The sequence below is a fragment of the Actinomadura livida genome (genome assembly GCF_014648675.1).
GTDB lineage: Bacteria > Actinomycetota > Actinomycetes > Streptosporangiales > Streptosporangiaceae > Spirillospora > Spirillospora livida.
Window position 1 is genome coordinate 19924 of sequence record NZ_BMRO01000016.1, and the last position, 24797, is coordinate 44720.

Annotated in this window: 24 protein-coding genes; 15 read left to right on the forward strand and 9 right to left on the reverse strand. The window is 73.1% G+C overall.

Going from position 1 to position 24797, the window contains the following annotated elements; all coding sequences use genetic code 11:
* Position 1 precedes the first annotated feature (1 nt).
* Positions 2-1177, reverse strand: coding sequence for an ADP-forming succinate--CoA ligase subunit beta (gene sucC, locus IEZ03_RS30630; RefSeq protein ID WP_184889003.1), 1176 nt, complete (start codon positions 1175-1177; stop codon positions 2-4).
* A 299-nt stretch (positions 1178-1476) separates the two neighbouring features.
* Between sucC and IEZ03_RS30635 the strand changes: the two genes are divergently transcribed.
* Positions 1477-3066: a glycoside hydrolase family 15 protein gene (locus IEZ03_RS30635; RefSeq protein ID WP_184889005.1), complete on the forward strand. Its 1590-nt coding sequence runs from the start codon at positions 1477-1479 to the stop codon at positions 3064-3066.
* A gap of 374 nt (positions 3067-3440) precedes the next feature.
* The gene (gene erm / locus IEZ03_RS30640; RefSeq protein ID WP_184889007.1) at positions 3441-4205 is read left to right on the forward strand and encodes an ErmE/ErmH/ErmO/ErmR family 23S rRNA (adenine(2058)-N(6))-methyltransferase; all 765 of its coding nucleotides are present in this window, start codon (positions 3441-3443) and stop codon (positions 4203-4205) included.
* A gap of 70 nt (positions 4206-4275) precedes the next feature.
* On the opposite strand, the gene pcrA is transcribed toward erm, so the two are convergent.
* On the reverse strand, positions 4276-6579 hold the full coding sequence (gene pcrA, locus IEZ03_RS30645) for a DNA helicase PcrA (protein WP_221480898.1): 2304 nt from the start codon (positions 6577-6579) through the stop codon (positions 4276-4278).
* Positions 6580-6830: 251 nt separating this feature from the next.
* Between pcrA and IEZ03_RS30650 the strand changes: the two genes are divergently transcribed.
* The gene (locus tag IEZ03_RS30650) at positions 6831-8276 is read left to right on the forward strand and encodes a gluzincin family metallopeptidase (protein WP_184889009.1); all 1446 of its coding nucleotides are present in this window, start codon (positions 6831-6833) and stop codon (positions 8274-8276) included.
* A 36-nt stretch (positions 8277-8312) separates the two neighbouring features.
* Positions 8313-8621, forward strand: coding sequence for a protealysin inhibitor emfourin (locus tag IEZ03_RS30655; RefSeq protein ID WP_132051295.1), 309 nt, complete (start codon positions 8313-8315; stop codon positions 8619-8621).
* Between the two features lie 17 nt (positions 8622-8638).
* Here the strand turns inward: IEZ03_RS30655 and IEZ03_RS30660 are convergent, their stop codons facing one another.
* The 3 genes from IEZ03_RS30660 to dhaK are packed head-to-tail and all read right to left on the reverse strand — an operon-like array spanning position 8639 to position 10664.
* Positions 8639-9025, reverse strand: coding sequence for a PTS-dependent dihydroxyacetone kinase phosphotransferase subunit DhaM (locus tag IEZ03_RS30660; protein ID WP_184889011.1), 387 nt, complete (start codon positions 9023-9025; stop codon positions 8639-8641).
* A 5-nt stretch (positions 9026-9030) separates the two neighbouring features.
* On the reverse strand, positions 9031-9672 hold the full coding sequence (gene dhaL, locus IEZ03_RS30665; RefSeq protein WP_229808689.1) for a dihydroxyacetone kinase subunit DhaL: 642 nt from the start codon (positions 9670-9672) through the stop codon (positions 9031-9033).
* Positions 9669-10664 carry a dihydroxyacetone kinase subunit DhaK gene (gene dhaK / locus IEZ03_RS30670; RefSeq protein ID WP_184889015.1) on the reverse strand — a complete coding sequence of 332 codons (996 nt, stop codon included), beginning with the start codon at positions 10662-10664 and terminating at the stop codon, positions 9669-9671. The genes dhaL and dhaK overlap by 4 nt, the downstream gene beginning before the upstream one ends.
* Before the next feature lie 110 nt (positions 10665-10774).
* On the opposite strand from dhaK, the gene IEZ03_RS30675 reads away from it, so the two are divergent.
* From IEZ03_RS30675 to IEZ03_RS30685, 3 genes are all read left to right on the forward strand, one after another.
* Positions 10775-11740 carry a nucleoside hydrolase gene (locus IEZ03_RS30675; protein WP_268248574.1) on the forward strand — a complete coding sequence of 322 codons (966 nt, stop codon included), beginning with the start codon at positions 10775-10777 and terminating at the stop codon, positions 11738-11740.
* A 119-nt stretch (positions 11741-11859) separates the two neighbouring features.
* Positions 11860-12543, forward strand: coding sequence for a PIG-L deacetylase family protein (locus tag IEZ03_RS30680; protein WP_184890941.1), 684 nt, complete (start codon positions 11860-11862; stop codon positions 12541-12543).
* Positions 12544-12643: 100 nt separating this feature from the next.
* Complete coding sequence (locus IEZ03_RS30685; RefSeq protein ID WP_184889017.1) at positions 12644-13099, forward strand: SRPBCC family protein; 456 nt, start codon at positions 12644-12646, stop codon at positions 13097-13099.
* 79 nt (positions 13100-13178) lie between these two features.
* Here the strand turns inward: IEZ03_RS30685 and IEZ03_RS30690 are convergent, their stop codons facing one another.
* From IEZ03_RS30690 to IEZ03_RS30700, 3 genes are all read right to left on the reverse strand, one after another.
* Positions 13179-13784: a DUF4190 domain-containing protein gene (locus IEZ03_RS30690; protein WP_184889019.1), complete on the reverse strand. Its 606-nt coding sequence runs from the start codon at positions 13782-13784 to the stop codon at positions 13179-13181.
* A 246-nt stretch (positions 13785-14030) separates the two neighbouring features.
* Entirely contained in the window at positions 14031-14672 is a 642-nt protein-coding gene (locus IEZ03_RS30695) for a LuxR C-terminal-related transcriptional regulator (RefSeq protein WP_308428010.1), read from the reverse strand.
* A 51-nt stretch (positions 14673-14723) separates the two neighbouring features.
* A complete protein-coding gene (locus tag IEZ03_RS30700) occupies positions 14724-15902 on the reverse strand; it encodes an ATP-binding protein (protein WP_373293706.1) in 1179 nt (392 codons plus the stop codon).
* 254 nt (positions 15903-16156) lie between these two features.
* Between IEZ03_RS30700 and IEZ03_RS30705 the strand changes: the two genes are divergently transcribed.
* The 3 genes from IEZ03_RS30705 to IEZ03_RS30715 all read left to right on the forward strand — a co-directional run bounded on the left by IEZ03_RS30705 (position 16157) and on the right by IEZ03_RS30715 (position 18515).
* Positions 16157-17482 (forward strand): PspC domain-containing protein, encoded by a 1326-nt coding sequence (locus IEZ03_RS30705; RefSeq protein ID WP_184889021.1) that lies wholly within the window; start codon positions 16157-16159, stop codon positions 17480-17482.
* Complete coding sequence (locus IEZ03_RS30710) at positions 17475-17744, forward strand: hypothetical protein (protein WP_184889023.1); 270 nt, start codon at positions 17475-17477, stop codon at positions 17742-17744. The genes IEZ03_RS30705 and IEZ03_RS30710 overlap by 8 nt, the downstream gene beginning before the upstream one ends.
* A 72-nt stretch (positions 17745-17816) precedes the next feature.
* Complete coding sequence (locus tag IEZ03_RS30715) at positions 17817-18515, forward strand: TetR/AcrR family transcriptional regulator (protein WP_184889025.1); 699 nt, start codon at positions 17817-17819, stop codon at positions 18513-18515.
* Here the strand turns inward: IEZ03_RS30715 and IEZ03_RS30720 are convergent.
* Positions 18497-18952 carry a cupin domain-containing protein gene (locus tag IEZ03_RS30720; protein ID WP_184889027.1) on the reverse strand — a complete coding sequence of 152 codons (456 nt, stop codon included), beginning with the start codon at positions 18950-18952 and terminating at the stop codon, positions 18497-18499. The two genes, IEZ03_RS30715 and IEZ03_RS30720, sit on opposite strands and share 19 nt — an antisense overlap.
* Positions 18953-19188: 236 nt before the next feature.
* On the opposite strand from IEZ03_RS30720, the gene IEZ03_RS30725 reads away from it, so the two are divergent.
* The 5 genes from IEZ03_RS30725 (at position 19189) to IEZ03_RS30745 (ending at position 24713) form a co-directional block, all read left to right on the forward strand.
* Positions 19189-19533 carry a hypothetical protein gene (locus IEZ03_RS30725; RefSeq protein ID WP_184889029.1) on the forward strand — a complete coding sequence of 115 codons (345 nt, stop codon included), beginning with the start codon at positions 19189-19191 and terminating at the stop codon, positions 19531-19533.
* A gap of 411 nt (positions 19534-19944) precedes the next feature.
* Entirely contained in the window at positions 19945-20436 is a 492-nt protein-coding gene (locus IEZ03_RS30730) for a (2Fe-2S)-binding protein (RefSeq protein WP_184889031.1), read from the forward strand.
* Positions 20433-22856, forward strand: a complete 2424-nt coding sequence (locus IEZ03_RS30735) for a xanthine dehydrogenase family protein molybdopterin-binding subunit (protein ID WP_373293703.1) — start codon at positions 20433-20435, stop codon at positions 22854-22856. Before IEZ03_RS30730 ends, IEZ03_RS30735 begins: the two co-directional genes overlap by 4 nt.
* Positions 22853-23710 (forward strand): FAD binding domain-containing protein, encoded by an 858-nt coding sequence (locus IEZ03_RS30740; RefSeq protein ID WP_184889033.1) that lies wholly within the window; start codon positions 22853-22855, stop codon positions 23708-23710. Before IEZ03_RS30735 ends, IEZ03_RS30740 begins: the two co-directional genes overlap by 4 nt.
* A gap of 208 nt (positions 23711-23918) precedes the next feature.
* On the forward strand, positions 23919-24713 hold the full coding sequence (locus IEZ03_RS30745) for an SRPBCC family protein (RefSeq protein WP_184889035.1): 795 nt from the start codon (positions 23919-23921) through the stop codon (positions 24711-24713).
* Positions 24714-24797 lie beyond the last annotated feature (84 nt).

Genomic DNA, 24797 nt, shown 5'->3' on the forward strand with positions numbered 1-24797 from the left:
CTCATGCACCTGCCGCGAGTTCCGCGGCACGCCTGGCCGCGTCGTCCATGGTGTCGACCTGCTGTACGCCGTCCAGCGCCGCGTCGCTCAGGATCTTGCGCCCGAGGTCGGCGTTGTTGCCGTCCAGCCGGACGACGAGGGGGCGGTTGACGGCCTCGCCGCGCTCGGCGAGCAGCTGGTAGGCCGACACGATGCCGTTGGCGACGGCGTCGCACGCCGTGATGCCGCCGAAGACGTTCACGAACACCGACTTCACGTCGCCGTCCGACATGACGATCTCCAGCCCGTTCGCCATCACCTCGGCGGACGCGCCGCCGCCGATGTCGAGGAAGTTCGCGGGCTTCTGGCCGCCGAACTCCTCACCGGCGTAGGCGACGACGTCGAGGGTGGACATGACCAGCCCGGCGCCGTTGCCGATGATGCCGACGCTGCCGTCGAGCTTGACGTAGTTGAGGTCCTTGGCCTTGGCCGCCGCCTCCAGCGGGTCGGCCGCGCTCTTGTCCTCGTACTTGTCGTGCTCCTGGCGGAAGGCCGCGTTGTCGTCCAGCGTGACCTTGCCGTCGAGGGCCTTCACCTCGCCGGCGGAGGTGAGGATCATCGGGTTCACCTCGACGAGGGAGGCGTCCTCGTCGGTGAACACGGCCCAGAGCCGCTCGATGATCTCGGCGGCGCCGTCGAGGGCCTCCTCGGGCAGCCTGCCCTGCTCGGCGATCTCGCGGGCCTTCGCGCGGTCCACGCCGTCCAGCGGCGAGATCTGCACCATCGCCAGCCGGTCGTGCGGCACCTCCTCGATCTCCACGCCGCCCTCGACGGAGCAGATGGTGAGGAAGGTGCGGTTGGCGCGGTCGAGCAGGAAGGAGAAGTAGTACTCCTGCGCGATCGCGCTCCCCTCCTCGACCAGGACCTTGTGGACCGTGTGGCCCTTGATGTCCATGCCGAGGATCCGGCCGGCGAGCGCTTGCGCCTCGTCCGCCGAGTCGGCCAGCTTCACGCCGCCGGCCTTGCCGCGGCCTCCGGTCTTCACCTGGGCCTTGACCACGACCTTCGAGCTACCCGCGGCGAACAGCTCCTCCGCGATGGCCCGGGCTTCCTCAGGGGTATGGGCCACCTTGCCGGTGGGCACCGGTACCCCGTACTCGGCGAAGAGTTCCTTCGCCTGATGTTCGAACAGGTCCACGAGGCGTCCTTAAACGGATCGACAGCCGAATGACCACGCGAGTGGGGGTTACACGGGACTCCGTGCGGCCGGCACTCTGCGGTCCGCTCCGTCGATGCAGCCTAGTCAACCCGGCTTCGTGGTGATGCCGCCGGGTCCGTTTGTCCATGAGTGTCACCGAAACGAAGGTGTGCTCGTCCTCAGGGGCGGGCACGAGTGGCACGTGAGGAGGATGAACCGGTTGACGTAGTTTGATGTACTTATTCGGGCTTCGGTGATCAACGAGGGCGGCGATAGCGGCAGGGGGCGGACATATGGCGATGGCGGACGAACGGGACACCACCGTCGCGGCGCCCGTCTCCGCCGATGCCGTCTCCGGGGCGACGGCGGTCAAGACCGTCCCGCCGCGCGTCCCCACCGAGTCCGCCCCCGATTCGCCGCTGCGCCGGGTCCCGTCGGGCCGGCGGCCGGGACGGCACAGGGGACGCCACAAGGGGACGCGCACTTTCCGGCGCACCGGCGCGCTCCTCCTCGTCGCGGCCCTCATCGCCACCGGCGGCGCCACCGCGCCGGAGCGCACCGAGCCCGGCTGGGCGAGCCCCGGGCTGATCGGCGGGGGCGGCTGGCCGTTCACCGGCGTCCCGCTGCCGCCCGAGCAGGCGGACGGGGCGTCCTACCTCCCCGACAGCTCCGCCGTCCGGCTCCCGGACGGGCGGATCCGGCTCATCCCGTCCGGCGGCGAGCGGCCCGTGACCGTCGAGGCGGACGACCCGAGGGTCCGGCACGCGATCCACTCCGACAGCGCATGGCTGTCGCAGGGCACCATCCCGACCGGCGGGCTCGACCCGGTCACCGGGACCGACCCCGGATACCGCGACATGTCGGCCCGCGCGCTGCTCGACCTGCGGCTCCTCACCCGCCCGAACGGCGCGTCGCTCGCGTCGTGGTACTCCAAGTGGCGGTACGCCTGGCCCCGCGACTCCGCGTTCGCCGTCGCCGCCTTCACCGTGACCGGGCACCCGGCCGAGGCCCGCCGCGTCCTCGGCTTCCTCTCCCGCGTGCAGAACGACGACGGCATGTGGGCCGCGCGCTACCACGCCAACGGGACGGCCGTGACCGACGGCCGGGCGGCGCAGCTCGACTCGCTCGGCTGGGTCCTGTGGGCGACGTGGTTCCACCAGCAGCACCACCCGCCGGCGGACGGCGAGGTCCCCGACCTGTGGCCGATGGTCCGGCGCGCCGCCGACCACCTGGCGCTCTCCCTGGACGCCGAAGGGCTGCCGCCCGCCTCGTCCGACTACTGGGAGCGCGACCCCCGGCACGAGCAGGACCCGCGGCGGCCCACGCTCGGCGTCGTCGGGCCGGTGCTGGCGGGCCTGCGGTCCGCCGCGGACCTCGCAGAGCGCCGCGGCGAGGGCGGGAAGGCCGCCGAGTGGCGGCGCGCGGCGCGGCGCCTCTCCGCCGCGGTAGACCGGCAGTTCGCCCCGTACGGCTACCCGCGCTCCCCCGTCCCCGGCGGGCTGATGGACACCTCGGTGACGTTCATCGCGCCGCCGTTCGCGGCCGCCGACCCCGCCGTGACCAGTGCGGTCATCGACGCGGCCCGCAAGCAGGCGCTGCCGAACGGCGGGGTGCTGCCGGGCGAGCGCTGGTCGGGCTCCCCCGACGTCGCCTGGACGCCGGAGGTCGCCATGTTCGGCCTCACGGCCGCCGCGTCGGGCCGGACCGGCGACGCGCTCAGCCGGCTCAGCTGGCTGTCGGCGCACCGGACCTCGCTGGGCGTCCTGCCGGAGAAGGTCGGCCCGGCCGGCCGCCCCGCCGGGCCCGCTCCGCTGGGCTGGACGGCGGCGCTCGTCCTGCTGAGCCTCTCCGCGCTGGAGGACCCGCTCCCCGTCCCACCCGCCGACTGACCCGCGCCCCCGGGCGGAAAACCCTTTGCCGCGGCGTTGGAGCCCTGCTTAGGCTGCGTCTGTCGATCGGTCCCGTCGTCTGGAGGCGCCCCATGTGCGGAGCTGCGGCCTCCTGCTGCGCGGCGGTGACCCGCACCGGCCGTACCGGCCACCCGTACCCCGCGCCGTTCGCGGTGCGCCTGCGGCGTGGCCACGGTGCCCCGGCCGGCCGCCGCTGATCCGCGTACCGACGCGCGCTCTCTTTTCTCCTTCTCTTTTCGCGTCCCGGCCGGGGCCCGAGCCGAGTCCGAACGTTCCGTTCGGGCAGGCGACGGCCCTGCTCAGCGTGTGACGCGCGCCGCCGCCTGCCCGTCCCAGGGAAGGGACGCAGGCCCGTGGCCCGCACTCCGATCGACCGCGCCCGGCGCGAACTGTCACAGAACCTCCTGTCCGCCCGCGCGGCCCGCCGTTTCGCCGCGCACGCCGGCGGCCGCCTCGTCTGGGAGGTCGGCGCCGGCCGCGGCGCCGTCACCGCGGCGCTGGCTCCGCGCTGCCGCGAACTCGTCGCCTACGAACTCGACCCCCGCCATGCCGCCGCGCTCCGCGCCCGCTTCCGCGAGGCCGGCAACGTGCGCGTCGTCGCCGGGGACTTCCTCGCCGCCCGGCCGCCCGCCGCGCCGTTCGCGGTGGTGGGGAACGTGCCGTTCGCCCGCACCTCCGACATCGTCGGCTGGTGCCTGGCCGCACCGTCGCTGACCACCGCCACACTGATCACCCAATGGGAGTACGCCCGCAAGCGGACCGGTGACTACGGCCGCTGGACGCGGCGCACGATCAGCACGTGGCCGGCGGTCGAGTGGCGGCTGCTCGGCCGGGTGCCGCGGACGGAGTTCCGGCCCGTCCCGCGCGTGGACGGCGGAGTGCTGCGGCTGACCCGCCGCCCCGCTCCGCTGCTGCCCGCAGACCTCCTGGACGACTACGCGGCCATGGTCGACGCGGGCTTCGGCGGGAAGGGCGGCAGCCTGCACGCGTCCCTGCGCCCGTACGCGGCACGGCGCCGCCTGGACGCCGCGTTCCGCGAAGCCGCCCTCGAACGGACGGCGCTGGTCGGCGAGGTCACCCCCGAGCAGTGGCTGGCCCTGGCCCGCGTCCTGCTCTAGGCGGCCCTCCGGCCGTCACCGCCGGGACATCGCGGCGGGCCGGATCCACCGGCCCGCCGCGCCGTTCCGGTCAGAGCTTCTCGATGCTGGCGTAGCGGAGGACCAGCGTCCGCACGCCGTACTCGCCGCCGAAGTCGACGCTGGCCTTCTCGCCCTTGTCGTAGACGGAGACGACCGTGCCGAGGCCGAACGCGTCGTGGGTGACCTTGTCGCCCGGGGACAGCGCCGGGACGGGACGGTTGCCCGCCGAGCGGACGCCCGGCCGCGCCGCCATCTGCGACATCGCCGACCCGGTCGCCGCGGACGCCTCGCGCTCCCACTCGATGAGCGGCTTCGGCACCTCGCCGAGGAAGCGGGACGGCGGATTGACCTGCGGGGCGCCCCACGAGCTGCGCATCGTGGCGCGCGAGAGGTAGAGGCGCTGCCGGGCGCGGGTGATGCCGACGTAGGCGAGCCGCCGCTCCTCTTCGAGCTCCTTCGGGTTGCTCATGGCGCGCAGGTGCGGGAAGACGCCGTCCTCCATTCCGGTGAGGAACACGACGGGGAATTCGAGCCCCTTCGCGGTGTGCAGCGTCATGAGCGTGACGACCCCGTCGTCGGTCTCCTCGGGCTGCTCGCCCGGCGGGACGGGGGCGCCCTTGGCGCCGCCGGGGATGGAGTCGGCGTCGGCGACCAGCGCCACCTGTTCGAGGAACTCGGGCAGGCGGCCCTCGGCGGGCTCGCCGTCGAGCCGCTCCTCGAACTCGCGGGCGACGGCCTCCAGCTCGTACAGGTTCTCGACGCGGGTCTCGTCCTGGGGGTCCTTGGACGCCTGGAGCTCGGCGAGGTAGCCGCTGGCCTTCAGCACCTCGCCGACCAGGTCGGCGGGGGTGAGCGTCTCGGCGGCGGCGCCCAGCTCGTCCAGCAGGGCGACGAAGTCGCGGACGGCCTTGGTCGAGCGGGTCGCCATGCCGGGGACGTCCTCGGGCACCCGGAGCGCCTGCCAGAACGAGATGCGCTCGCGGGACGCGTACGCCTCGACGCACGCCTCGGCGCGGTCGCCGATGCCGCGCTTCGGGACGTTCAGGATGCGGCGCAGGGAGACGGTGTCCTCGGGGTTGGCGAGGCAGCGCAGGTACGCGAGCAGGTCGCGGATCTCCTTGCGCTCGTAGAAGCGGACGCCGCCGACGACCTTGTAGGGCAGGCCGACGCGGATGAACACCTCTTCGAAGACGCGGGACTGTGCGTTGGTGCGGTAGAAGACGGCGACGTCGCCGGGGCGGGCCTCGTCCTCGTCGGTGAGCCGGTCGACCTCGCGGGCGACGAACGCGGCCTCGTCGTGCTCGTTGTCGGCCACATAGCCGGTGATCTTGTGGCCCTCGCCCTGGTCGGACCAGAGCTTCTTCGGCTTGCGGTCGGCGTTGCGCTCGATGACCGCGTTGGCCGCCGACAGGATCGTCTGCGTGGAGCGGTAGTTCTGCTCCAGCAGGATCGTGGTGGCGTCCGGGTAGTCGCGCTCGAACTCCAGGATGTTGCGGATCGTCGCGCCGCGGAACGCGTAGATCGACTGGTCGGCGTCCCCGACGACGCACAGCTCGGCCGCGCCGACCCCTTCGACGTGCTCCTCCTGGGGGGACGACCCCCCAGACCCCCCGGGAACCGCGATGGGCGCCGTCAGCTCCCTGACCAGCTCGTACTGCGCGTGGTTGGTGTCCTGGTACTCGTCCACGAGGACGTGCCGGAACCGGCGCCGGTAGTGCTCGGCGGCCTCCGGGAACACCTGCAGCAGGTTGACCGTCATCATGATCAGGTCGTCGAAGTCCATGGCGCCGGCCTGCTGGAGCCGCGCCTGGTACATCTCGTACGCCTCGGCGAGCGTCTGCTCCATGTGGGTGGACGCCCGGTCCTTGAACGTCTCGTAGTCGATCAGCTCGTTCTTCAGGTTGGACACCTGGGCGCTGAACGACTTCGGCGGGTAGCGCTTGGGATCGAGGTCGAGCTCGCGGCACACGAGCGCCATGAGCCGGTTCGCGTCGGCCTGGTCGTAGATCGAGAAGCTCGTGGGGAAGCCGAGCCGCTTGGCCTCGCGGCGCAGGATCCGGACGCACGCGGAGTGGAACGTCATCACCCACATGGCGCGCGAGCGGGGCCCGACGAGCGCGTCGACGCGCTCCTTCATCTCGGCCGCGGCCTTGTTGGTGAACGTGATCGCCAGGATCTGGCCGGGGTGCACATCCCGCTCGCCCAGCAGGTGGGCGACGCGGTGGGTGAGGACCCGGGTCTTGCCCGATCCGGCGCCCGCGACGATCAGCAGCGGGCCGCCGGAGTGCACGACGGCGGCGCGCTGCTGCTCATTGAGGCCGTCGAGCAGGGGGTGTGCTTCGGTCTTCGACATCACGTGCGAGTCTACGGCGCCGCGGCGACGTTTTCGGCGCGTCCCGCCCGGCCCGGCGGGCCGCGGCGCGTTCCGGGCGGGCGGCGGACGGCAGCATGTGGCCAGACGCCATCCCCATCGGACCATCCCGCTTGACTGGATCTCCTGACCGGCGGAGCGTTTCCACTGGAAGGACGGGCTCTCCCCGCGTGCCCGGTCAGCAGGAGCGCAGGGGTCATCCGGACCCGCGCCCGTCAGGGGAGGTGGCGTCGATGACGATCCACCGGCAAGAGATCCGATCGCAGCGGGAGACCCGGGTGCAGGTCCCCGCGCCGAGGCCGGGACCGGAGCCGCAGGCCGCGGCGCCGCCCGCGCAGTCCGCGGCCCGCCCGGTGCCGATTCCGTCGCCGCCGCGGACGGGGCACCGCGTCCTCGTGTACAAGCAGGACCCGTCGGTCACCGAGCTGGGCGTCCGGCTCGCCTTCCTCCCGTTCGTCGTGCTGAACGGCCCGGCGGACGCGCGGGTGCGGATCGAGCTTCCGGGCGTCACGCCGGTCGCGCGCAACGTCAGCGGCGACTTCGTGTTCGAGGCCGGCACCCCGGAGTTCGACTGCGCGCACACGTTCGCCGTCGTCCGGCAGGCGATGGCGATGTTCGAGCGGCACAACGGCGGCGAGCCGATCCCGTTCGCGTGGAACACCGACGGCAACACCGAGCCCATCACGGTGTTCCCGCACGCCGCCACGGGCGCGAACGCGTTCTACAGCCGGACGGCCCAGGCCCTGAAGTTCCTGTTCTTCACCCCGCAGGGGGCGCCGGCGGAGACCGTCGTCCACACGTGCCGTTCGTTCGACATCGTCGCGCACGAGACCGGGCACGCGCTGCTGGACGGGCTTAAGCCCGGCTGGCTGTCGGCGGGCAACCCGCCGCAGACCGGCGGCCTGCACGAGTCGTTCGGCGACCTGACGGCGATCTTCCTGGCCCTCGCCCAGCCCGACCAGGCGGACGCGCTCGTGGCGCTCACCAAGGGGAACCTGCACGACAAGTCGTTCCTGGCGGACCTCGCCGAGGAGTTCGGCAAGGCGCTCGGGATGCCCGCAGGGCTGCGCAACGCCGACAACGACCTGAAGCTGAGCGAGGTCGGCAACGAGGTCCACGCGATCTCGCAGGTGTTCACCGGCGCGGTCTACGACGTGCTGGCGGACGTCTACGCGTTCGAGATGAACCGGCAGCGGCGCACCAAGGATCCGGCGCTCGTGCTGATCGAGGTCGCGTCCGCGCTGTGCGGGCTGGTGTTCGAGGCGATCGTCGCGTCCCCGGCCAGGGGTGCGCGGTACGCGGACGTCGCGAACGAGATGCTGCGGATCTCCGCGGACCGCGGAAACCCCGCGATCTATCGCACGTTCATCCGGAACCGGTTCGCGGTCCGCGAGATCACGACCGCCGTGACGCCGCTGGACGACCTGATGAGCGGGCAGATGCGGATGGCGGACGCCGGTTACACCGGGAACGGCCAGGACGCCACCGAGGTCGAGCCGTTCGACGAGCGGTCGGCGAGCCTGCGGGCCGAGCAGGACAGGTCGCGCTGCTGCGGCACGATGCAGATGCCCGAGTACGAGTTCGTCGCCCCCGAAAGGCTGGCCGAGCGGGGCGCGCTGGAGGACGATGACATCCTCCGGGAGGACATCGAAGCCCTGCGCCGCGCCTTCGGCAAGTAGTCCCGGGCATGGGCGCGCGGCGGGAAGGCGGACGCCATGCGGGTGAAGGTCGAGAGCACCGGCGGGTTCACCGGCCGGGAGGCCGTCGTCGCGCTCTACGACACCGCCGCGCTCCCGTCCGGGACGGCGGGCCGCATCCGGGACGCCGTGCAGGCGCTCGACGCGGCGCAGGCGCGCGGTGACCAGGGGGAGGTCGGCGCCGACCTCCCCGCCTACCGGATCACCGTGTCCGAGGATTCCGGGGTTCGCGAGGAGACGCGCGTCTACGAGGTGCGCGGGGATCCGACGACCGATGACGGGTCGCCGGCCCTCCGCACGCTCCTCGCGGGCCCCGACGCCACCTGAGCCCTGAGCGGGGCGGGCTACCGGGTCTTGCGGTGGTCGTAGGCCGACTCGGCCGCGGCGTGCACCGCGGCGAGGTCGGCGCCCGTCGCGGCCATGGACGCCGCGGCGACCGCGCCCTCCACCAGCGGCGCGTCCGCGAGCAGCAGCGACTCCCCTCCGGCGTCCTCGATGACCATCTTGGCGGTGAGGACGGAGCTGCCCAGGTCGGCGAGCAGCAGCACGCCGTCGCCGTCGTCCGCCGTCGCGACCGCGCCCTCGACCAGGTCGACGCTCGTCCCGAGCCCGCCTTCGAGGTCCCCTCCGGCGGGTTCCACGACGGCCTTGCCGACCCCCATCGCCCGCGCGACCTCGACGACGCCCTCCGCGAGCGCCCGGCTGTGCGATATCACCACGATCCCGACCATGCGCCTCACCCTCCCTGTGCCACGACGTCCGCCAAGGCTCCCAGCACGAGCGCGGTGGACGCCGCCCCCGGGTCCAGGTGACCGGTGCTGCGCGGCCCCAGGTAGCTGGCCCGTCCCTTGCGCGCCTGCATCGGGACGGTCGCCTCCGCGCCCTCGCCCGCCGCGCCGGCCGCGGCCCGTACGCAGCCGGCGAGGTCGGAGCCGTCCGCGAGGGCCGCCTCGTAGGCCGCGACGGCGGGGGCGAGCGCGTCGACCATCGTCTTGTCGCCCTCGGTCGCCTTCCCGAGTTCCCGGACGCCGTCCAGCGCGGCGCGGAGGGCGGCCCCGAGCGCGGCGGCGTCCACGTCGGCGGTGTCGCCGAGCGCCTTGCCCGCGCGGCGCAGCGCCGTCCCGTAGAGGGGGCCGGACGCGCCGCCGGTCTTGGACACGATCGCGCGCCCGGCGGTCATCAGCACCTTCCCCGGCGGGGCGTCCTCGGGGAGCGTCCCGCCGGAGATGGCGTCGGTGGCGGCGCGGAAGCCGCGGTCCATGTTGTGGCCGTGGTCGCCGTCGCCGATGGCCGCGTCCAGCCGGGTGAGCCGGTCGGCGTCGGCGGCGACCAGCTCGGCGGCGCGCCTGACCCAGGCCACGAAGTCTTCCGCGTTCACCGGCCCCACCGCAGCCCCGGCGTCTCTACGGGGGCGTCCCACAGCCGGATCAGCTCCGGCGTCATCCGGCAGACGCTGATCATGCAGCCGGCCATCTCCAGGCTCGTGACGTACGGGCCGACGAGGGGGCGGGCGACGGTCGCGCCGTGCCCGTCCAGCCATCGCGCGACCTCCGCGTACGCGACGTACTGCTCGATCAGCGGGGTGCCGCCCATGCCGTTCACCAGCACCAGCACCTCCGACCCGGCCAGCGGCATGTCGGCGTCGATGGCGCTCAGCGACGCGTCCACGATCTCCGCCGCGGTGCCGGCCTTGACGCGCTCGCGGCCGGGCTCGCCGTGGATGCCGATGCCGAGCTCCATCTCGTCCTCGCCCAGCTCGAACGTCGGCGTCCCGGCTGCGGGAACCGTGCACGACGACAGCGCGACCCCGAACGACCGGCTGCGCTCGTTGACCTCGCGCGCCACCGAAGCGACCGCGCCGGTACCTGCTCCCTGTTCCGCCAGCGCCCCCGCGATCTTCTCGGCGAACAGCGTGGCGCCGGTGCCGCGCCGCCCGGCCGTGAACGTGCTGTCCTCGACGGCGACGTCGTCGTCGAGGACGACGGAGGTGACCTCGATGTCCTCGTCCTCGGCCAGCTCGGCGGCCAGCTGGAAGTTCATCACGTCACCGGTGTAGTTCTTCACCAGATGGACGACGCCGGCGCCGCCGTTCACCGCCATCGTCGCGGCGATGATCTGGTCGGGCACCGGGGAGGTGAAGACCTCGCCGCAGCAGGCCGCGTCGAGCATCCCGTGGCCGACGAACCCGGCGTGCAGCGGCTCGTGGCCGGAACCGCCGCCCGACACCAGGGCGACCTTCCCGGCGCGGGGAGCGTCCGCCCGCACGACCGTCCCGTTCTCCGGGTCGACCCGCAGCGAGGGGTGCGCGGCGGCCATGCCGCGCAGCGCGTCGGAGACCACGTCCGCCGGGGCGTTGATGAGTTTGCGCATGTCTCAGCTCTACCCCGGTGCGGGCCCGCGTCCCAGGCCCAATCGCCGGTCGCCGCGGCGGGCCCGATACCGGGGTGCCTCCGCGCCGCCGCGGCGCTAGGTTGCGACCCGTGACCCGAACGCGAACGATCTTCTACGACTGCGACACCGGCATCGACGACGCGATGACCCTGCTCTATCTGGCGTCCCGCATCCGGGCCGGTGCGGTGGACCTGGCCGGGGTCGGCACCGTCCACGGCAACACCGATCCGCTGACCGGGGCGCTGAACACGCTGCGCGTGCTGGAGCTGGCGGGGATCAAGGCGGGCGAGGAAGGCGTGCCGGTCGCGGTCGGCGCCGCCCGGCCGATGGCGCAGGACGTCCACTACGCGCTGGACTGGCACGGCACGGACGGCCTGGGCGACACGCGCCTGCCCGAGCCGGCGGGACGGCCGGTCGCCGAGCCCGCCGCCGCGCTGCTCGTCCGGCTGGCCCGCGCGAGGCCGGGCGAGCTGACCGTGCTCGCGACGGGCCCGCTGACCAACCTCGGCGCGGCGCTGCTGCTCGACCCGGAGCTGCCCTCGCTGGTCCGGGAGGTCGTCGTGATGGGCGGCGCGTTCGACCACCCGGGCAACATCACCACGCACGCCGAGGCGAACATCTGGCACGACCCCGAGGCCGCCGACCTGGTGTTCGCGGCGGACTGGCCGGTCATGCTGGTCCCGCTGGACGCCACCCACCCGACCGCCGTCCACGGCGACTGGCTCGACCGGCTCGCGGCGCACGACACGGCGGCGGCCCGCTTCGCGGTCCGTGTCCTGTCGTTCTACGTCGACGCGTACACGCCGGTGCTGCGGCAGCGGGGCGCGGTCGTCCACGACGCGCTCGCGGCGATGCTCATGCTGGAACCGGAGCTCGGCGAGTACGCCCAGCGGGCGGTGCGGGTGGAGCTGCGGGGCGAGCTGACGCGCGGGACGACGGTGTGGGACGCCCGGTCGCTGCCCGCCGAGGACACCCGCCGCCCGGTCCGCGTCGCCGTAGGCAGCGACGTCCCGGCGTTCCACGAACGGCTCCTGGCGGCCCTCACGTCGCTGTGACCGGTGGCCCCGGGCCGGTTCCGGGGCTCCGGAGTGCCGATGCCCCGCCCGCAGACTTTATTGTTGAAACTGTGATCAACACCTTGGACGACGAATCGGTGCAGCGGATCCTGGTCGTGATGGCGCATCCCGACGACGTCGACTTCGGCGCGGCGGGGACGGTGGCGGGCTGGACGGACCGCGGGACCGAGGTCGTCTACCTCATGGTCACCGACGGCGACGCCGGCGGGTTCGACGACGGCATCACGCGCGCGGAGATGGCCGCGCTGCGGCGCGAGGAGCAGATCGCCGCCGCCAAGTGCGTCGGCGTGAGCGACGTCCGGTGGCTCGGCTACCCGGACGGCCGGGTCGAGGCGACGCTGGACCTGCGCCGCGACATCGCCCGGGTGATCAGGCAGGTGCGGCCCGACCGGGTGCTGATGCCGAGCCCCGAGCGCAACTACGAGCGGATCTACCCGAGCCACCCCGACCACCGCGCGGTCGGCGCGGCCGCGCTCGACGCCGTCTACCCGGACGCGCGCAACCCGTACGCGTTCCCGGAGCTGCTGGCCGGCGAGGGGCTCGACGCCTGGACGGCGCGCGAGGTGTGGCTCACCGGCGGCCCGGTCGCGAACCACTACGTCGACATCACCGACCGGTTCGACCGGAAGCTGAACGCGCTGCGGGCGCACGCCAGCCAGACCGCGCACATGGGCGACGGGCTGCCGGAGATGCTGCGCGGCTGGCTGTCGGCCAACGCCGCGGCGGCCGGCCTGCCCGAGGGGCGGCTCGCCGAGTCGTTCCAGGTCATCGACACCGCCTGAACCGGGCCCGGTATCGTCACGTTCTAAAATCAATCCCTCACAAGCCGTAATCGGCGTGAGATCGGGCATGAGGCCCCATGCGACGGACTCGGGGGGTGTCATGCCGCAAGAGATCGAAGCGACCGCCACGTCCAGGGCCGCGGCCGAGGTGATCTTCAAGCATCTGGCCGTGGCCGGGGCCTGGGCCGAGTGGGGCGGGTTCTGGACCCGCGGAAAGCGGGAGTCGGCGGGCGACGACCATCCGAACGGGATCGGCGCCGTCCGGCGCGTCCCGCCCTGGCGCGAGGAAGTGGTCGCCTGGGACCCGCCCAAGCACTACGGCTACATCGCGCTGTCGGGACCACCGCCGCGCCGCCTCCGCGTGGACATCACGCTCGAACCGCACTACACGGGCACCCTGATCCGATGGCACGGCACATTCGACGCCCTTCCGGGCACCGGGCCGCTGCTGCGGTCGATGCTGCGCCGCAGGTTCAACACGTACGCGCAGCGAGTGGCGTGGCACTCCGAACACTGCGAACCCGGCTGCCCGGCCCGCCTCCCCGGCGCGATCTAACACCCCGGCACCCGCCGGGCCACCTCACACGAGGTGGGGGCTGGCGGACGGTGGGCCGACCGTCCGCCGGGCCGGACCGTCAGGGGCGGATCGGCCGGGTCAACTTGGTGCCCTCGCCGGCGGCGACGGCGAGGCAGACCACGTCGCGGTCGCCCCGCCGCCATGAGTCGGCCGAGGGGTAGTAGGAGAGCATGTCGAGCGAACCGGCCGCCGGGTCGCGGCGAAGCCTGCTCAGCATCCGCTCCTTGCAGCCGTCCGAGACGAGCGCGAACAACTGCCGCTCGTCCGGCTTGACGGAGCCGGGTACCTGGAAGGCGGCCAGCGCCTCACCGTCATGCGGTCCGTCACACGGGACGATCTCGACGCGCTTGACCATGGCCTGCTCCCCGTCCGCGGCGTTGGGGACGCCCTTGTCGTCGTTGATGCAGTCGCCGACTTTGATCTTCTTGACGTCCACCCCCTCCGCCTCGGTCCGGGACGTGCCGTTCGAGCCACTGGCGCTGTCCGGTGAGAGGACGGAGGTGCCTTCCAGCGCGAGACCGGCCGCGATGAACACCAGCCACAGGCATGACATGACGATGCCGCCGACCGCGAAGCCGCGGCCCTTCTCGCCGGTTCGCGCGATCTGGCGGAGGGCGACGATTCCGAGGATCACGCCGAGGAGACCGCCGAAGCACCCGAACATGAAGGCGACCTTCGCCAGCGTGTTGCTGAACTGGCCCTGGGGCGGGGGACCGTAACCGGGACCTACCGGCGGCCGCGGACCGTGACCCGCATGGCCGGGCATCGGCGGCCAGGCGTGGCCGGGGCCGCCTCCTGCGGGCGGAGACGGGGGCGGGAGCGGATGGGAGACCGGCGGGTAGGCGCCCGGCTGTCCGGGCGCGGGGGGAGGATGAGTCATACAGAGACAGCGCCCGGACGGGGCCGGGCGTCACACGAGGCGGCGGGCGGCGGCCCAGCGGGAGAGTTCGTGCCGGTTGGAGAGTTGCAGCTTCCGCAGGACGCTGCTCACGTGCGTCTCGACCGTCTTGACGGAGATGAACAGCTCCTTGGCGATCTCCTTGTAGGCGTAGCCGCGGGCGATGAGGCGCAGCACGTCCCGCTCCCGCTGGGTGATCTGGTCCAGCTCGGGGTCGACGCTGGGCGCGTCGGTGGCGGCGAACGCGTCCAGGACGAAACCGGCGAGGCGCGGCGAGAACACCGCGTCGCCCTCGGCCACCCGGCCGATCGCGTCGGTCAGCTCCGGGCCCGAGATCGTCTTGGTGACGTAGCCGCGCGCCCCGCCCCGGACGACGCCGATCACGTCCTCCGCCGCGTCCGACACCGACAGCGCGAGGAACTTCGACGGGACGGCGCCGTGCAGCCGCCGCAGCACCTCGATGCCCCCGCCGCCGGGGAGGTGCACGTCCAGCAGCACCACGTCCGGCCGCGTCGCGCGGATCACCGAGACCGCCTCGTCGACGTCGCCGGCCTCCCCGACGATCTCGACCCCGCCGCCGAGCTCGGCCTTGGCCCCGGTCCGGAACATCTGGTGGTCGTCGACCAGCACGACCCTCTTCAGCGGCTCACTCACGTCCGCTCCTCCGTGGGGGGACGACCCCCCACACCCCCCGGTTCGCTTCGCTCATGATTTCTTGATCTCCAATCGCACCTCGGTACCCTCACCCGGCTCCGTCCGGACGGTGGCCTTGCCGCCGTTGCGCTCCATACGTCCGATGATGGACTCCCGGACGCCCATCCTGTCCTCCGGGACCTGGTCGAAGTCGAATCCCTTGCCGCGGTCGCGGACGAAGATGGCCACCTCGTCGCCCTCCACCTCGGCGTACACCGACACGACCGGGGCCCCCGCGTACTTGGCGGCGTTCACCATGGCCTCCCGCGCGGCCTGCAGCGCCGCGCGGAGCCCCTCGTCCAGGGGCGTGTCCCCCACGCAGACGATCTCGATCGGCACGCCGTGGTCGTCCTCGACCTCGCCCGCCGTCTCGCGGATCGCGGCGGCGAACGTCTGGTCGGGGTCGGCGCGCGGCTGGTAGAGCCACGTCCGCAGCGTCCGCTCCTGGGACCGCGCGAGCCGCTGCACCTCGCGGGGGTCGGCCGCGTTCCGCTGGATGAGGGTCAGCGTGTGCAGCACCGAGTCGTGGATGTGCGCGGCCAGCTCGGCGCGCTCCTGGGACCGGATCCGCTCGTGCCGCTCGGCGTCCAGGTCCTGCCAGAGCCGCACCACCCACGGCGTCACGATCACCGCGACGCCGCTGAGGATGATCAGCATCGCGATGATGACGGACCCGGCCTGCGCGGCCTCGACGTTCTGCACCAGGACGCCGCCGACGCCGCCGACGACCAGCAGCAGGCCGAGCAGGCTGCGCAGCCACCGCTCCCGCAGCGGCAGCGTCCAGCGCTGCCGCTGGTCGCGGTCGGCCTGCTGCCACAGGATCGCGGCGCCGATGCCGCCTATGGCGAACGGCCACAGCGCCCACTGGACGACCCCCGCCGCACCCCACGGCAGCGCCGCGAGACCCGATGTGACCGCCACGTAGGCGAGCAGCTGGCCCCAGTCCCGGCCGCGCCTGCGGCCGGCCGCCCGCTCGTCCTTGCCGGGTGCGGGCACCAGGATCCAGAACGCGGCGTACGCGGCGATCCCCAGCCCGCTCGCCATCGTCAGCAGCACGAACGCCACGCGGACGACGAGGACGTCCACGCCGAGGTGCCCGGCCAGGCCGCGGCACACGCCGGCGATGAGCCTGCCCTCGGCGGTGCGCCCCAGCCGCGGCGCCGCACGTGTCGCGCCCGCGTCTCCGTCCAGGCGCCCGGGAGGCGCGGACGGCGGCGCGTCCGGCTGCCCGGGCGCCGCGCCGGGCGTCCCGGCCGTCTGTTCGGTCACCGCCGTCCCTTCCGAGATTCCGCCGAGCCTTCGATCAGGCACTCCCGATCGGCACGCTTCGATCGTCACACGTCGGGGGCGCGGATCGCATCAGGGCCTCACCCGAGGTTCACCTCAGGGTCGGATCAGGGGCGTCCCCGATACCGTGCGCGGACGCGGCGGGCCACGATGGTGGCATGAGCGAGGATCGGGACGTCAGGAACGGCGGCGGCGCCGAGCACGGCGGCGCGGGCTACACCCGGCTGGCGCGCGACGGCGACCGCCGCGTGCTCGCCGGCGTGTGCACCGGGCTCGGCCGCTACACCGGCGTCGACCCCGTCGTGTTCCGCGTGGGGTTCGCGGTCCTGGTCCTCGCGCACGGCCAGGGCATCTTCCTCTACATCGCGGCGGCGCTGCTGATGCCCGCGAGCCCGGCGGAGTCGTCGCTCGCGGAGCAGTTCTTCAAGCGCTGGTTCGACGCCGCGGCCGTGCTGACCGTCCTCGGCGCGCTGCTGGGCGCGGGCGTCGCGTTCAGCATCGTCGGCGGCGCGCCCACCGACGCGATCGCCGTCATGGTGGTGTTCGGGCTGGTCCTGCTCGTCGCGCACTCGCGCGGCGTGGACCTGGTGGCCGCCGCGCGGGCGGTCCCCGAGCGGCTCTCCGGGCACCGGCCGGAGCCGTCCGCCGAGTGGACCCGGTCCGAGGACGTCACCGTCGGCAGCGTCTCCCTGTACAAGGACACCGCGGCCGAGCAGGTGGACGTCCCGTCCTGGGCGGGCCGCGACGGACTCCCCGAAGGCATGATCGACCTCGCCGCCTACGGCGCCGCGCACGCGGCCGCCCGGGACGAGGCGCTCTACGCGGAAGAGGCCGAACCGGCCGGGAAGGCGCCCGCGAAGCACGAGGGCTGCGCGAAGTCGCCCGCCGCGACGATCACGCTGCTGGCCGCCATGGCGGCCGGCGCGGCGATGATCCCGGTCGCGCAGTCCTACGCCGCGCCGGGGTCCTGGCTGATCGTCATGGCGCCCGCGCTCGCGGTCATCGGGTGCGGCCTCGTCCTCGGCGGCTGGTTCCGGACGCGGGGGCTCGCCACCGCGGGCACCGTGCTGACGCTCGCCATGCTGACCACGGCCGCCGCGGGCGAGCTCCCGCGCAACGCCGAGTACGGCGACGTGGAGTGGCGCCCCGTGGACGCCGCGCAGACCGGCCAGGAGTACAAGGTCGGCGTCGGGTCGGGGACGCTCGACCTGACCTCCCTGCCGGTCGCCGCCGGGCAGCGCGTCACGATCACCGCCGAGGTCATGCTCGGCGGGCTGGAGGTCAGGGTGCCGCCCGCCGCGCGCGTCATGGTGAACGCCAGGATCACCCTCGGCGACCTCCGCGTCGGCAGCAAGACGACCAGCGGCCCGAACGTCCGGAGCACCGAGGTCATGGAGCCCGAGGCGAGACCGGGCGAGGACCCGCCGGTGATCGTCCTGCGGATCCGCGGGAAGATCGGCGACGTGGACGTGCGCCGTGGCTGAGCGGCACGGAACGGAGAGCGGCATGACCGGGGCGGGCACCACCGGGACGGGCACCACAGGGCGGCGGCGGCACCGGTTCGACCCCGCGGGCCCCGTCACCGGGCTGTTCTTCCTCGTCCTCGCGGGCCTGTTCCTGGCGGAGGGCCTGTCCGACGAGCGAGTGCTGGCGCCCGAGGTCCTGGCGCCGGTGGTGCTGATCGGGCTCGGCCTCGTCGGGATCGTCCGCGTCCTGACCCGCTCGCGCCGCCGCCACCTGCGCTGACCCTGCCGTCCCCGGCCATCGCGACCGGGCAGTAACCTGACCCCGAGGGCAGGGGATCAGAGCGAGGTCAGGATGTCAGGTCAGCCCGGCACGCCCGAGACGAGCGGCACCGACGTGCTGCCCGGCTCCCGCTCCGCGCTGGACCCCGGCCGCGCCATCAAGCCCGGCCGGCACGGCCTGTCCCCCGAGACCGTCGCCGGCATCCAGCGCGAGCGGCTGATCGACGCGTTCGTCCAGGTCGTGTCGGACCGCGGGTTCACCCACACGACGATCGGCCGGGTGACGGAGGCCGCGGGCGTCACGAAGAAGACCTTCTACGCGCACTTCACCGACCTCGACGACTGCTTCCTCGCCGCCTACCGGCGCGGCATGGACATCCTGCTCGCCCGCATGACGGAGGCCTACGAGGCCGCGCCGACCTGGCCGGACGGCATCCACGCCGCGCTGCGCACCATGCTCGCCGTCCTCGCCCGCGAGCCGCGGTTCGCGCGGGCCTCCCTCGTCGAGGTGAACGCGGCGGGCCCGCGGGTCCGGCAGGCGCGCATCGACAACCTCACCCGGTTCCGCCCGTTCTTCGCGGCGCCGTCCCTGCCGCCCGTCCCGGTCGCGGTGGTCGACGCGATCGTGGGCGGCATCTACAGCGCGATACACGTCCAGACGGAGACGGGCGAGACGGACGAGCTGCCGTCGCTGCTGCCGTCCCTCACCTACTTCGTGCTGCTGCCCCTGGCCGGCCGCGAGGCCGCGTCGCCCTACCTGTCGGAGAGCTGACCCGGCGCGGCCCGCTCCGGCCCGGGGCCCCCGGCGTGCAGGCTGACCGCGAACGCCGGGCCGGGGTTGGTCAGCGCGTTCGGCGACTCGCCGTCCGCCGCCGTGCCGTGCACCCGGACGCGGTTGGCGCGCAGCGGCCGCTCGGTCACCCCGGACTCGGCGATCACCACCTCCGCCAGCTCCCCCGCGAGCAGCGTGCTGACCCGCCCGCGGACGGGCCCGCCGTGGCCGGGCGGCCAGGTCGTGAGCCACACCTGGTCGTCGAGACGGACGTGGACGGGCCGGTCGGCGTCGAATCCGACGAGCCGCCACCACTCGGCGGGACGTCCGGCGACTTCCCGGACGAGGGCGGCGAGCTGCCCGACCGTGGGCGGGTGCGCGGTGATCGCGCGGCCGTGCGGATCTTCCTGGCCGCGCATGGTGAGGTCGGGAACCACGGAAAAAGGTCCTTCGGGTATGTGTGTCGGCTGGCAGGGACGAGGTTCAGCGACAACACGAAGGACACAGCGCGCTGGCCACGCGGCCGAGGGCCACGGGGCTGTCGAGGAGGACTCGCGCTGGCATGCGTACAAGCAGACACTCGGTAACCAAGGGTTGTCAAGCCGAACACCGGGAGTCCACCCGGAATCCGCCCGGCCCTCACCGGCGCTGAGCGCGTGGCACCATCGTCCGCGTGGAACGCGCACACGCCGGGATAGGGATCGCCGTCTCGCTGGGGCTCTGCCTGGTGCTGCCCGGTTGCTCGGACGGTGAAGAGGAGCGCAAAGCCGACTGCGCGAAGATCTCCTCGGCCCTCTCGGCCACGGCGGACCCCAGCGCGGAGCAGGTTCTGGAAGCTCTGCGCGAGGTCCGCCCCGGCCTGGAGGACGACGAGATCGCCGAGCACGTCGACACCGTCATCGCGTCCGGCGCCAAGGATCTCGCCTCGGACGGCAAGGCGGAGATGTCGGACGACGAGGCCCTCCGCTTCGCCGAGGCCGCCGAGCGGATCCGCGACGCCTGCGGCCTCAGCGGCTGAGGACCAGGTACGCGATCCAGGTGAGGACGATGGTCACCGCCAGCGACCCCAGGCACCCCAGTCGGGACGAGAAGATGAACATACGCCGCACCTACCCCGGAATCTCCGGTTCTCGCCTGCTCGATGCCGGTCCGTGACGGGCAGGCGGTAAAACGGCCCGCGGCGGCCGCCGACGACGGCATCGTCGGGCCCGGGACGCGGCCGGTGCTGCATCGCGTGCAAATGCGGCCATCGTTCGCTCAGACGGTGGTAAATAACCGACGCCGGGGGCTAGTACGCAATTCAACCGCGGCATAGGTTCGTATGGTCGCCTTCCACGGAGGTGGGCCCCGATGACGTGGCCAGACCAGCGCGCCCCACCCGGGGATGTCTCTTCCTGAGTCCACCCCGAGACGTCCCTGGGAGAAACGCATGCCACGTATCCGTGTCGAGGTCGATGGCGCGACGTACGAAGACGAGGTCGAACCGCGCCTCCTTCTGGTCCACTACCTGCGCGAACGGCTGGGGAAGGTCGGCACCCCGGTCGGATGCGACACCAGCAACTGCGGAGCCTGCACCGTCCTGATGGACGGGATGAGCGTGAAGAGCTGCTCCGTTCTCGCCGTCCAGGCGGACGGCAGCGACGTGACGACCGTCGAGGGCCTCGGCATCGACGGCACGCCCCATCCGATGCAGCGGGCCTTCCACGAGGAGCACGCGCTCCAGTGCGGCTACTGCACGCCCGGCATGATCATGGCGTCTCTCGACCTGCTGCGGGAGAACGCCGACCCGTCCGAGGAAGAGGTCAGGGACGGGCTCGAGGGGAATCTGTGCCGGTGCACGGGCTACCAGAACATCGTCAAGGCCGTCCGGCGCGCCGCCGGCGAGATGCGCGACCCCGCAGAGCAGGAGGTGACGCCGTGACCGTCCAGGAGGGCGACGCCGTGACCACGCAGGAGGTCGGCTCCCCGCGCAAGCGGTCGGAGGACGCCCGGCTCATCACCGGACGCACCCGGTGGACCGACAACATGACGCCCGCGGGGACGCTGCACATGGCGTTCGTGCGGAGCCCCCACGCGCACGCGAGGATCACCCGCGTCGACACGTCGCAGGCCAAGGGCCGCCCCGGGGTGGTCGCCGTGTTCAGCGGTGCGGACCTCGCCGAGGAGCAGGGCTCCCTGCCCTGCGCCTGGGTCGTCACCGAGGACATGAAGCACCCCGAGCACCCGCCGATGGCGGTGAACGAGGTCCGGTACGTCGGTGAGCCCGTGGCGTGCGTCGTGGCCCGCGACAAGTACGCGGCCGTGGACGCGCTGGAAGAAATCGACATCGACTACGAGCCGCTGCCGGCCGTGGTCGACATGGACGCCGCACTGGCGGACGGCGCCGACCTCGTCCACGAGGACCTGGGGACGAACAAGTCCTACACATGGGTGTTCGAGAACGGTGATCTGGACGCCGCGATGAGGGACGCCCCCGTCGTCATCGAACGCGAGTACATCCAGCAGAGGCTCATCCCCACGGCCATGGAGCCGCGCTCGGTTCTGTGCGTCCCGGAGGACGAGGACTACACGCTGTACTCGGCCACGCAGATCCCGCACATCCTGCGGCTGATGCTGGCCACCGTCACCGGGATCCCCGAGCACCGCCTCCGGGTCGTCGCACCGGACGTGGGCGGCGGGTTCGGGTCCAAGCTGCAGGTGTACGGGGAGGAGGTCCTCGCGCTGCTGATCGCCCGCAGGCTCGGCCGCCCGGTCAAGTGGACGGAGTCGCGCAGCGAGGGCAACATGACCGTCCACCACGGGCGGGACCAGATCCAGCGGCTCACGCTCGCCGCCGAGCGCGACGGGCGGATCCGCGGCCTGAAGGTGAACCTCCTCGCCGACATGGGCGCGTACCTCATGCTCGTCACGCCGGGCATCCCGCTTCTGGGCGCGTTCATGTTCAACGGCATCTACAAGATGGACGCCCTGTCGTTCACGTGCACGGGGGTCTTCACGACGAAGACGCCCACGGACGCGTACCGGGGCGCAGGCCGTCCGGAGGCCACGTTCGCCATCGAGCGACTGATGGACGAATTGGCCGCCGAACTTGGCATCGACGCCATCGAGGTACGGCGCCGCAACTGGATCGCGCACGAGGAGTTCCCGTACGAGACGATCGCCGGCCTCACCTACGACACGGGTAACTACGAGGCCGCGACGGACAAGGCGCTGGAGCTGTTCGAGTACGACAAGCTGCGCGCCGAGCAGGCCGACCGCCGTGAGCGGCAGGATCCGGTGCAGCTGGGCATCGGGGTGTCCACGTTCACCGAGATGTGCGGCCTGGCTCCGTCGCGGGTGCTGGGCTCGCTGTCCTATGGCGCGGGCGGCTGGGAACACGCCTCCGTGCGCGTACTGCCGTCCGGCAAGGTCGAAGTGGTCACCGGGTCGTCCCCGCACGGCCAGGGCCATGCGACGGCGTGGGCGCAGATCGCCGCCGACCGGCTCGGTGTCCCGTGGGAGGACGTGAAGGTCCTGCACGGCGACACGGCGATCTCGCCCAAGGGCATGGACACGTACGGTTCGCGTTCCCTTGCCGTCGGCGGGGTCGCCCTGTACTCGGCCTGCGAGAAGGTCGTCGACAAGGCTCGGAAGGTCGCGGCGCATCTGCTGGAGGCGTCCGAGCAGGACCTCGACTTCAGCGGCGGGCGGTTCAGCGTCCGCGGCGTCCAGCAGGAGGGCAAGACGATCCAGGAGGTCGCACTGGCCGCGTTCGCGGCGCACGACCTGCCGGAGGGCATCGAACCCTCGCTGGACTCCGACGCCACGTTCGACCCTGAGAACTTCTCCTTCCCCCATGGCACGCACCTGTGCGCGACCGAGGTCGACACAGAGACCGGGATGGTGAAGATCCGCAAGTACGTGGCCGTGGACGACGTCGGCACAGTCGTGAACCCGCTCATCGTGGAGGGCCAGGTGCACGGCGGCCTGGCGCAGGGCATCGCGCAGGCCCTGTACGAGGAGGCCGTGTACGACACGGAGGGCAACCTGACCACGACCACGATGGCCGACTACCTGATCCCGTCGGCCGCGGACCTGCCCGCGTTCACGACCGACCGCACCGAGACGCCCGCGACGTCCAACCCGCTGGGCGTGAAGGGCGTCGGCGAGGCCGGCACCATCGCCTCGACCCCCGCGGTCGTCAACGCGATCGTGGACGCGCTGCGCCCGCACGGCGTCAACGACGTGCAGATGCCCTGCACGCCCGAACGCGTCTGGCGCGCGCTGCGCGGAGAAGCGAAACCGCGGGCCGCCGAACCCGGCGCCGGCGGCGGACTCGGCTCGGCCGGAGGTGACCAGTGATCCCCGCGACGTTCGACTACACGCGGCCCGCCTCGGTGGACGACGCCGTCCGGGCGCTGTCCGACGCGGGCGAGGACGCGAAGGTCCTCGCCGGCGGGCAGAGCCTGATGCCGCTGCTGCGGATGCGGCTCGCCTACCCCGACGCGCTCATCGACGTCGGCCGGATCGGCGCGCTGCGCGAGATCCGGGACGAGGGCGACGCGCTCGTCATCGGCGCGATGGCCACGCACCACGAGGTGATCCGCGACCCGCTGGTGCGCGAGCACCTCCCGCTGATCGCGCGGGCGACCGAGACGGTCGCCGACCCGGCCGTCCGGCACCGGGGCACGTTCGGCGGGTCGATGGCGCACGCCGACCCGGCGGGCGACCTCCCGGCCGTCGCGCTGGCGCTGGACGCGGTGTTCCTCGTCCGGTCCGTGCGCGGCGAGCGGGAGATCCCGGCCGCGGACTTCTTCGTCGACTGGATGACGTCCGCGATGGAGCCGGACGAGCTGCTCGTGGGCGTGCGGGTGCCGAAGCTGGGGTCCGGCTGGGGCGTGCACTACGAGAAGTTCCACCGGACGGCCCAGGCGTGGGCGATCGTGGGCGTCGCCTGCGCCGTCCGCCGCAACGGCGACGGGGTCGAGGAGGCGCGCGTCGCGCTCACCAACATGGGCCCGGCGCCCGTCAGGGCGAGCGCGGTGGAGACCGCCGTCAGCGGGCGGCCCGCGTCGGAGGACGTGTTCCGCACGGCGGCGGCGCAGGCCGCCGCGGGCACCGAGCCGCCGGCCGACCTGCACGGGTCGTCGGAGTACCGCGCCCACCTGGCGACGGTGCTGACCGCCCGCGCGCTGAGCGCGGCGACCGGCGCCTGACGCCGGCCGGCCGAGGCAGGACTGGTCCAGCGGCCGTGCGGCCGGGTCCCCGGGTGCGGGGCCCCGGCCGCATGGACCCCCGCCCGCCGGGTAGCGGGCGGGTAGCATCGCAGGTCCCGGGCCGGGACCGGCGGGGCCCCTCTGGCGACGGAACGGGCGCCCGCCGTAAGGTCGCGGGCAAGGTCTCCGGACGATAAGGACATTGATCATGGAACTCGACCACGATTTCACCGTCCCCGTACCGGTGGATCAGGCATGGTCGGTGCTGCTCGACGTGGAGCGCGTCGCCGCGTGCATGCCCGGCGCGACCCTCGACTCGATCGAGGGCGAGGAGTTCAAGGGCCGGATGAAGGTGAAGGTCGGCGCGATGACCATCACCTACCGCGGCTCCGCGCGCATCGTGTCCGCGGACGAGTCGTCCCGCACGGTGACGATGGAGGCGTCCGCGAAGGAGGCCCGCGGCTCGGGGACGGCTGCGGCGACCGTCCAGGCGAAGCTGATCGACGAGGGCGACACGACCCGCGTGACCGTGCACACCAAGCTGAACGTGACGGGACGTCCGGCGCAGTTCGGGCGCAACATCCTGGCCGAGGTCGGCTCCAAGATCATTTCCCGGTTCGCCAAGGCGCTGGAGGAGGAGCTGGAGTCGTCCGGCACGGAGTCGTCCGGCGCCGGGGCCGAGGGCGCGGCCGAGACCGAGGCCGAGTCCGGCGCTTCCGTCACGGAGATCACGCCGGAGAGCGCCGCCGCGCCCGCTGCTCCGGAGGCGGCCGAGGCTTCTGGCGCGCCGGAGGCCCCGGCCGAGCCGCAGACCGCCGCCGCGCCCGCGGCGAAGCGGGAGCGGCCGCTGCGGGTCGCGCGGGAGGACGACGCGATCGACCTGCTGGAGGTCGCCGGGCCGTCGGTCGCCAAGCGGGCCGTCCCGGCGGTCGGCGGGCTGGTCGGGCTGCTGGTGGTGTTCCGGCTGCTGACCCGGCGCCGCCGCGGGCGCAAGAAGCGCTGACGTCGGGGCCGGGTCAAACGCCGGTCAACGATCCGCCGCCGGACGGCGGCGTCGGTGGAACGCTCCGCCGCCCATGCCGTCGGC

Coding starts and splice junctions, on each gene's coding strand:
- dhaK (WP_184889015.1), bottom strand. CDS start 10,664: ATGCGCAAACTCATCAACGCCCCGGCGGACGTGGTCTCCGACGCGCTG.
- IEZ03_RS30655 (WP_132051295.1), top strand. CDS start 8,313: ATGCGGGTGAAGGTCGAGAGCACCGGCGGGTTCACCGGCCGGGAGGCC.
- IEZ03_RS30660 (WP_184889011.1), bottom strand. CDS start 9,025: ATGGTCGGGATCGTGGTGATATCGCACAGCCGGGCGCTCGCGGAGGGC.
- IEZ03_RS30680 (WP_184890941.1), top strand. CDS start 11,860: ATGGCGCATCCCGACGACGTCGACTTCGGCGCGGCGGGGACGGTGGCG.
- pcrA (WP_221480898.1), bottom strand. CDS start 6,579: ATGTCGAAGACCGAAGCACACCCCCTGCTCGACGGCCTCAATGAGCAG.
- IEZ03_RS30650 (WP_184889009.1), top strand. CDS start 6,831: ATGACGATCCACCGGCAAGAGATCCGATCGCAGCGGGAGACCCGGGTG.
- IEZ03_RS30635 (WP_184889005.1), top strand. CDS start 1,477: ATGGCGGACGAACGGGACACCACCGTCGCGGCGCCCGTCTCCGCCGAT.
- IEZ03_RS30705 (WP_184889021.1), top strand. CDS start 16,157: ATGAGCGAGGATCGGGACGTCAGGAACGGCGGCGGCGCCGAGCACGGC.
- IEZ03_RS30685 (WP_184889017.1), top strand. CDS start 12,644: ATGCCGCAAGAGATCGAAGCGACCGCCACGTCCAGGGCCGCGGCCGAG.
- IEZ03_RS30745 (WP_184889035.1), top strand. CDS start 23,919: ATGGAACTCGACCACGATTTCACCGTCCCCGTACCGGTGGATCAGGCA.
- IEZ03_RS30730 (WP_184889031.1), top strand. CDS start 19,945: ATGCCACGTATCCGTGTCGAGGTCGATGGCGCGACGTACGAAGACGAG.
- IEZ03_RS30690 (WP_184889019.1), bottom strand. CDS start 13,784: ATGTTCGGGTGCTTCGGCGGTCTCCTCGGCGTGATCCTCGGAATCGTC.
- IEZ03_RS30715 (WP_184889025.1), top strand. CDS start 17,817: ATGTCAGGTCAGCCCGGCACGCCCGAGACGAGCGGCACCGACGTGCTG.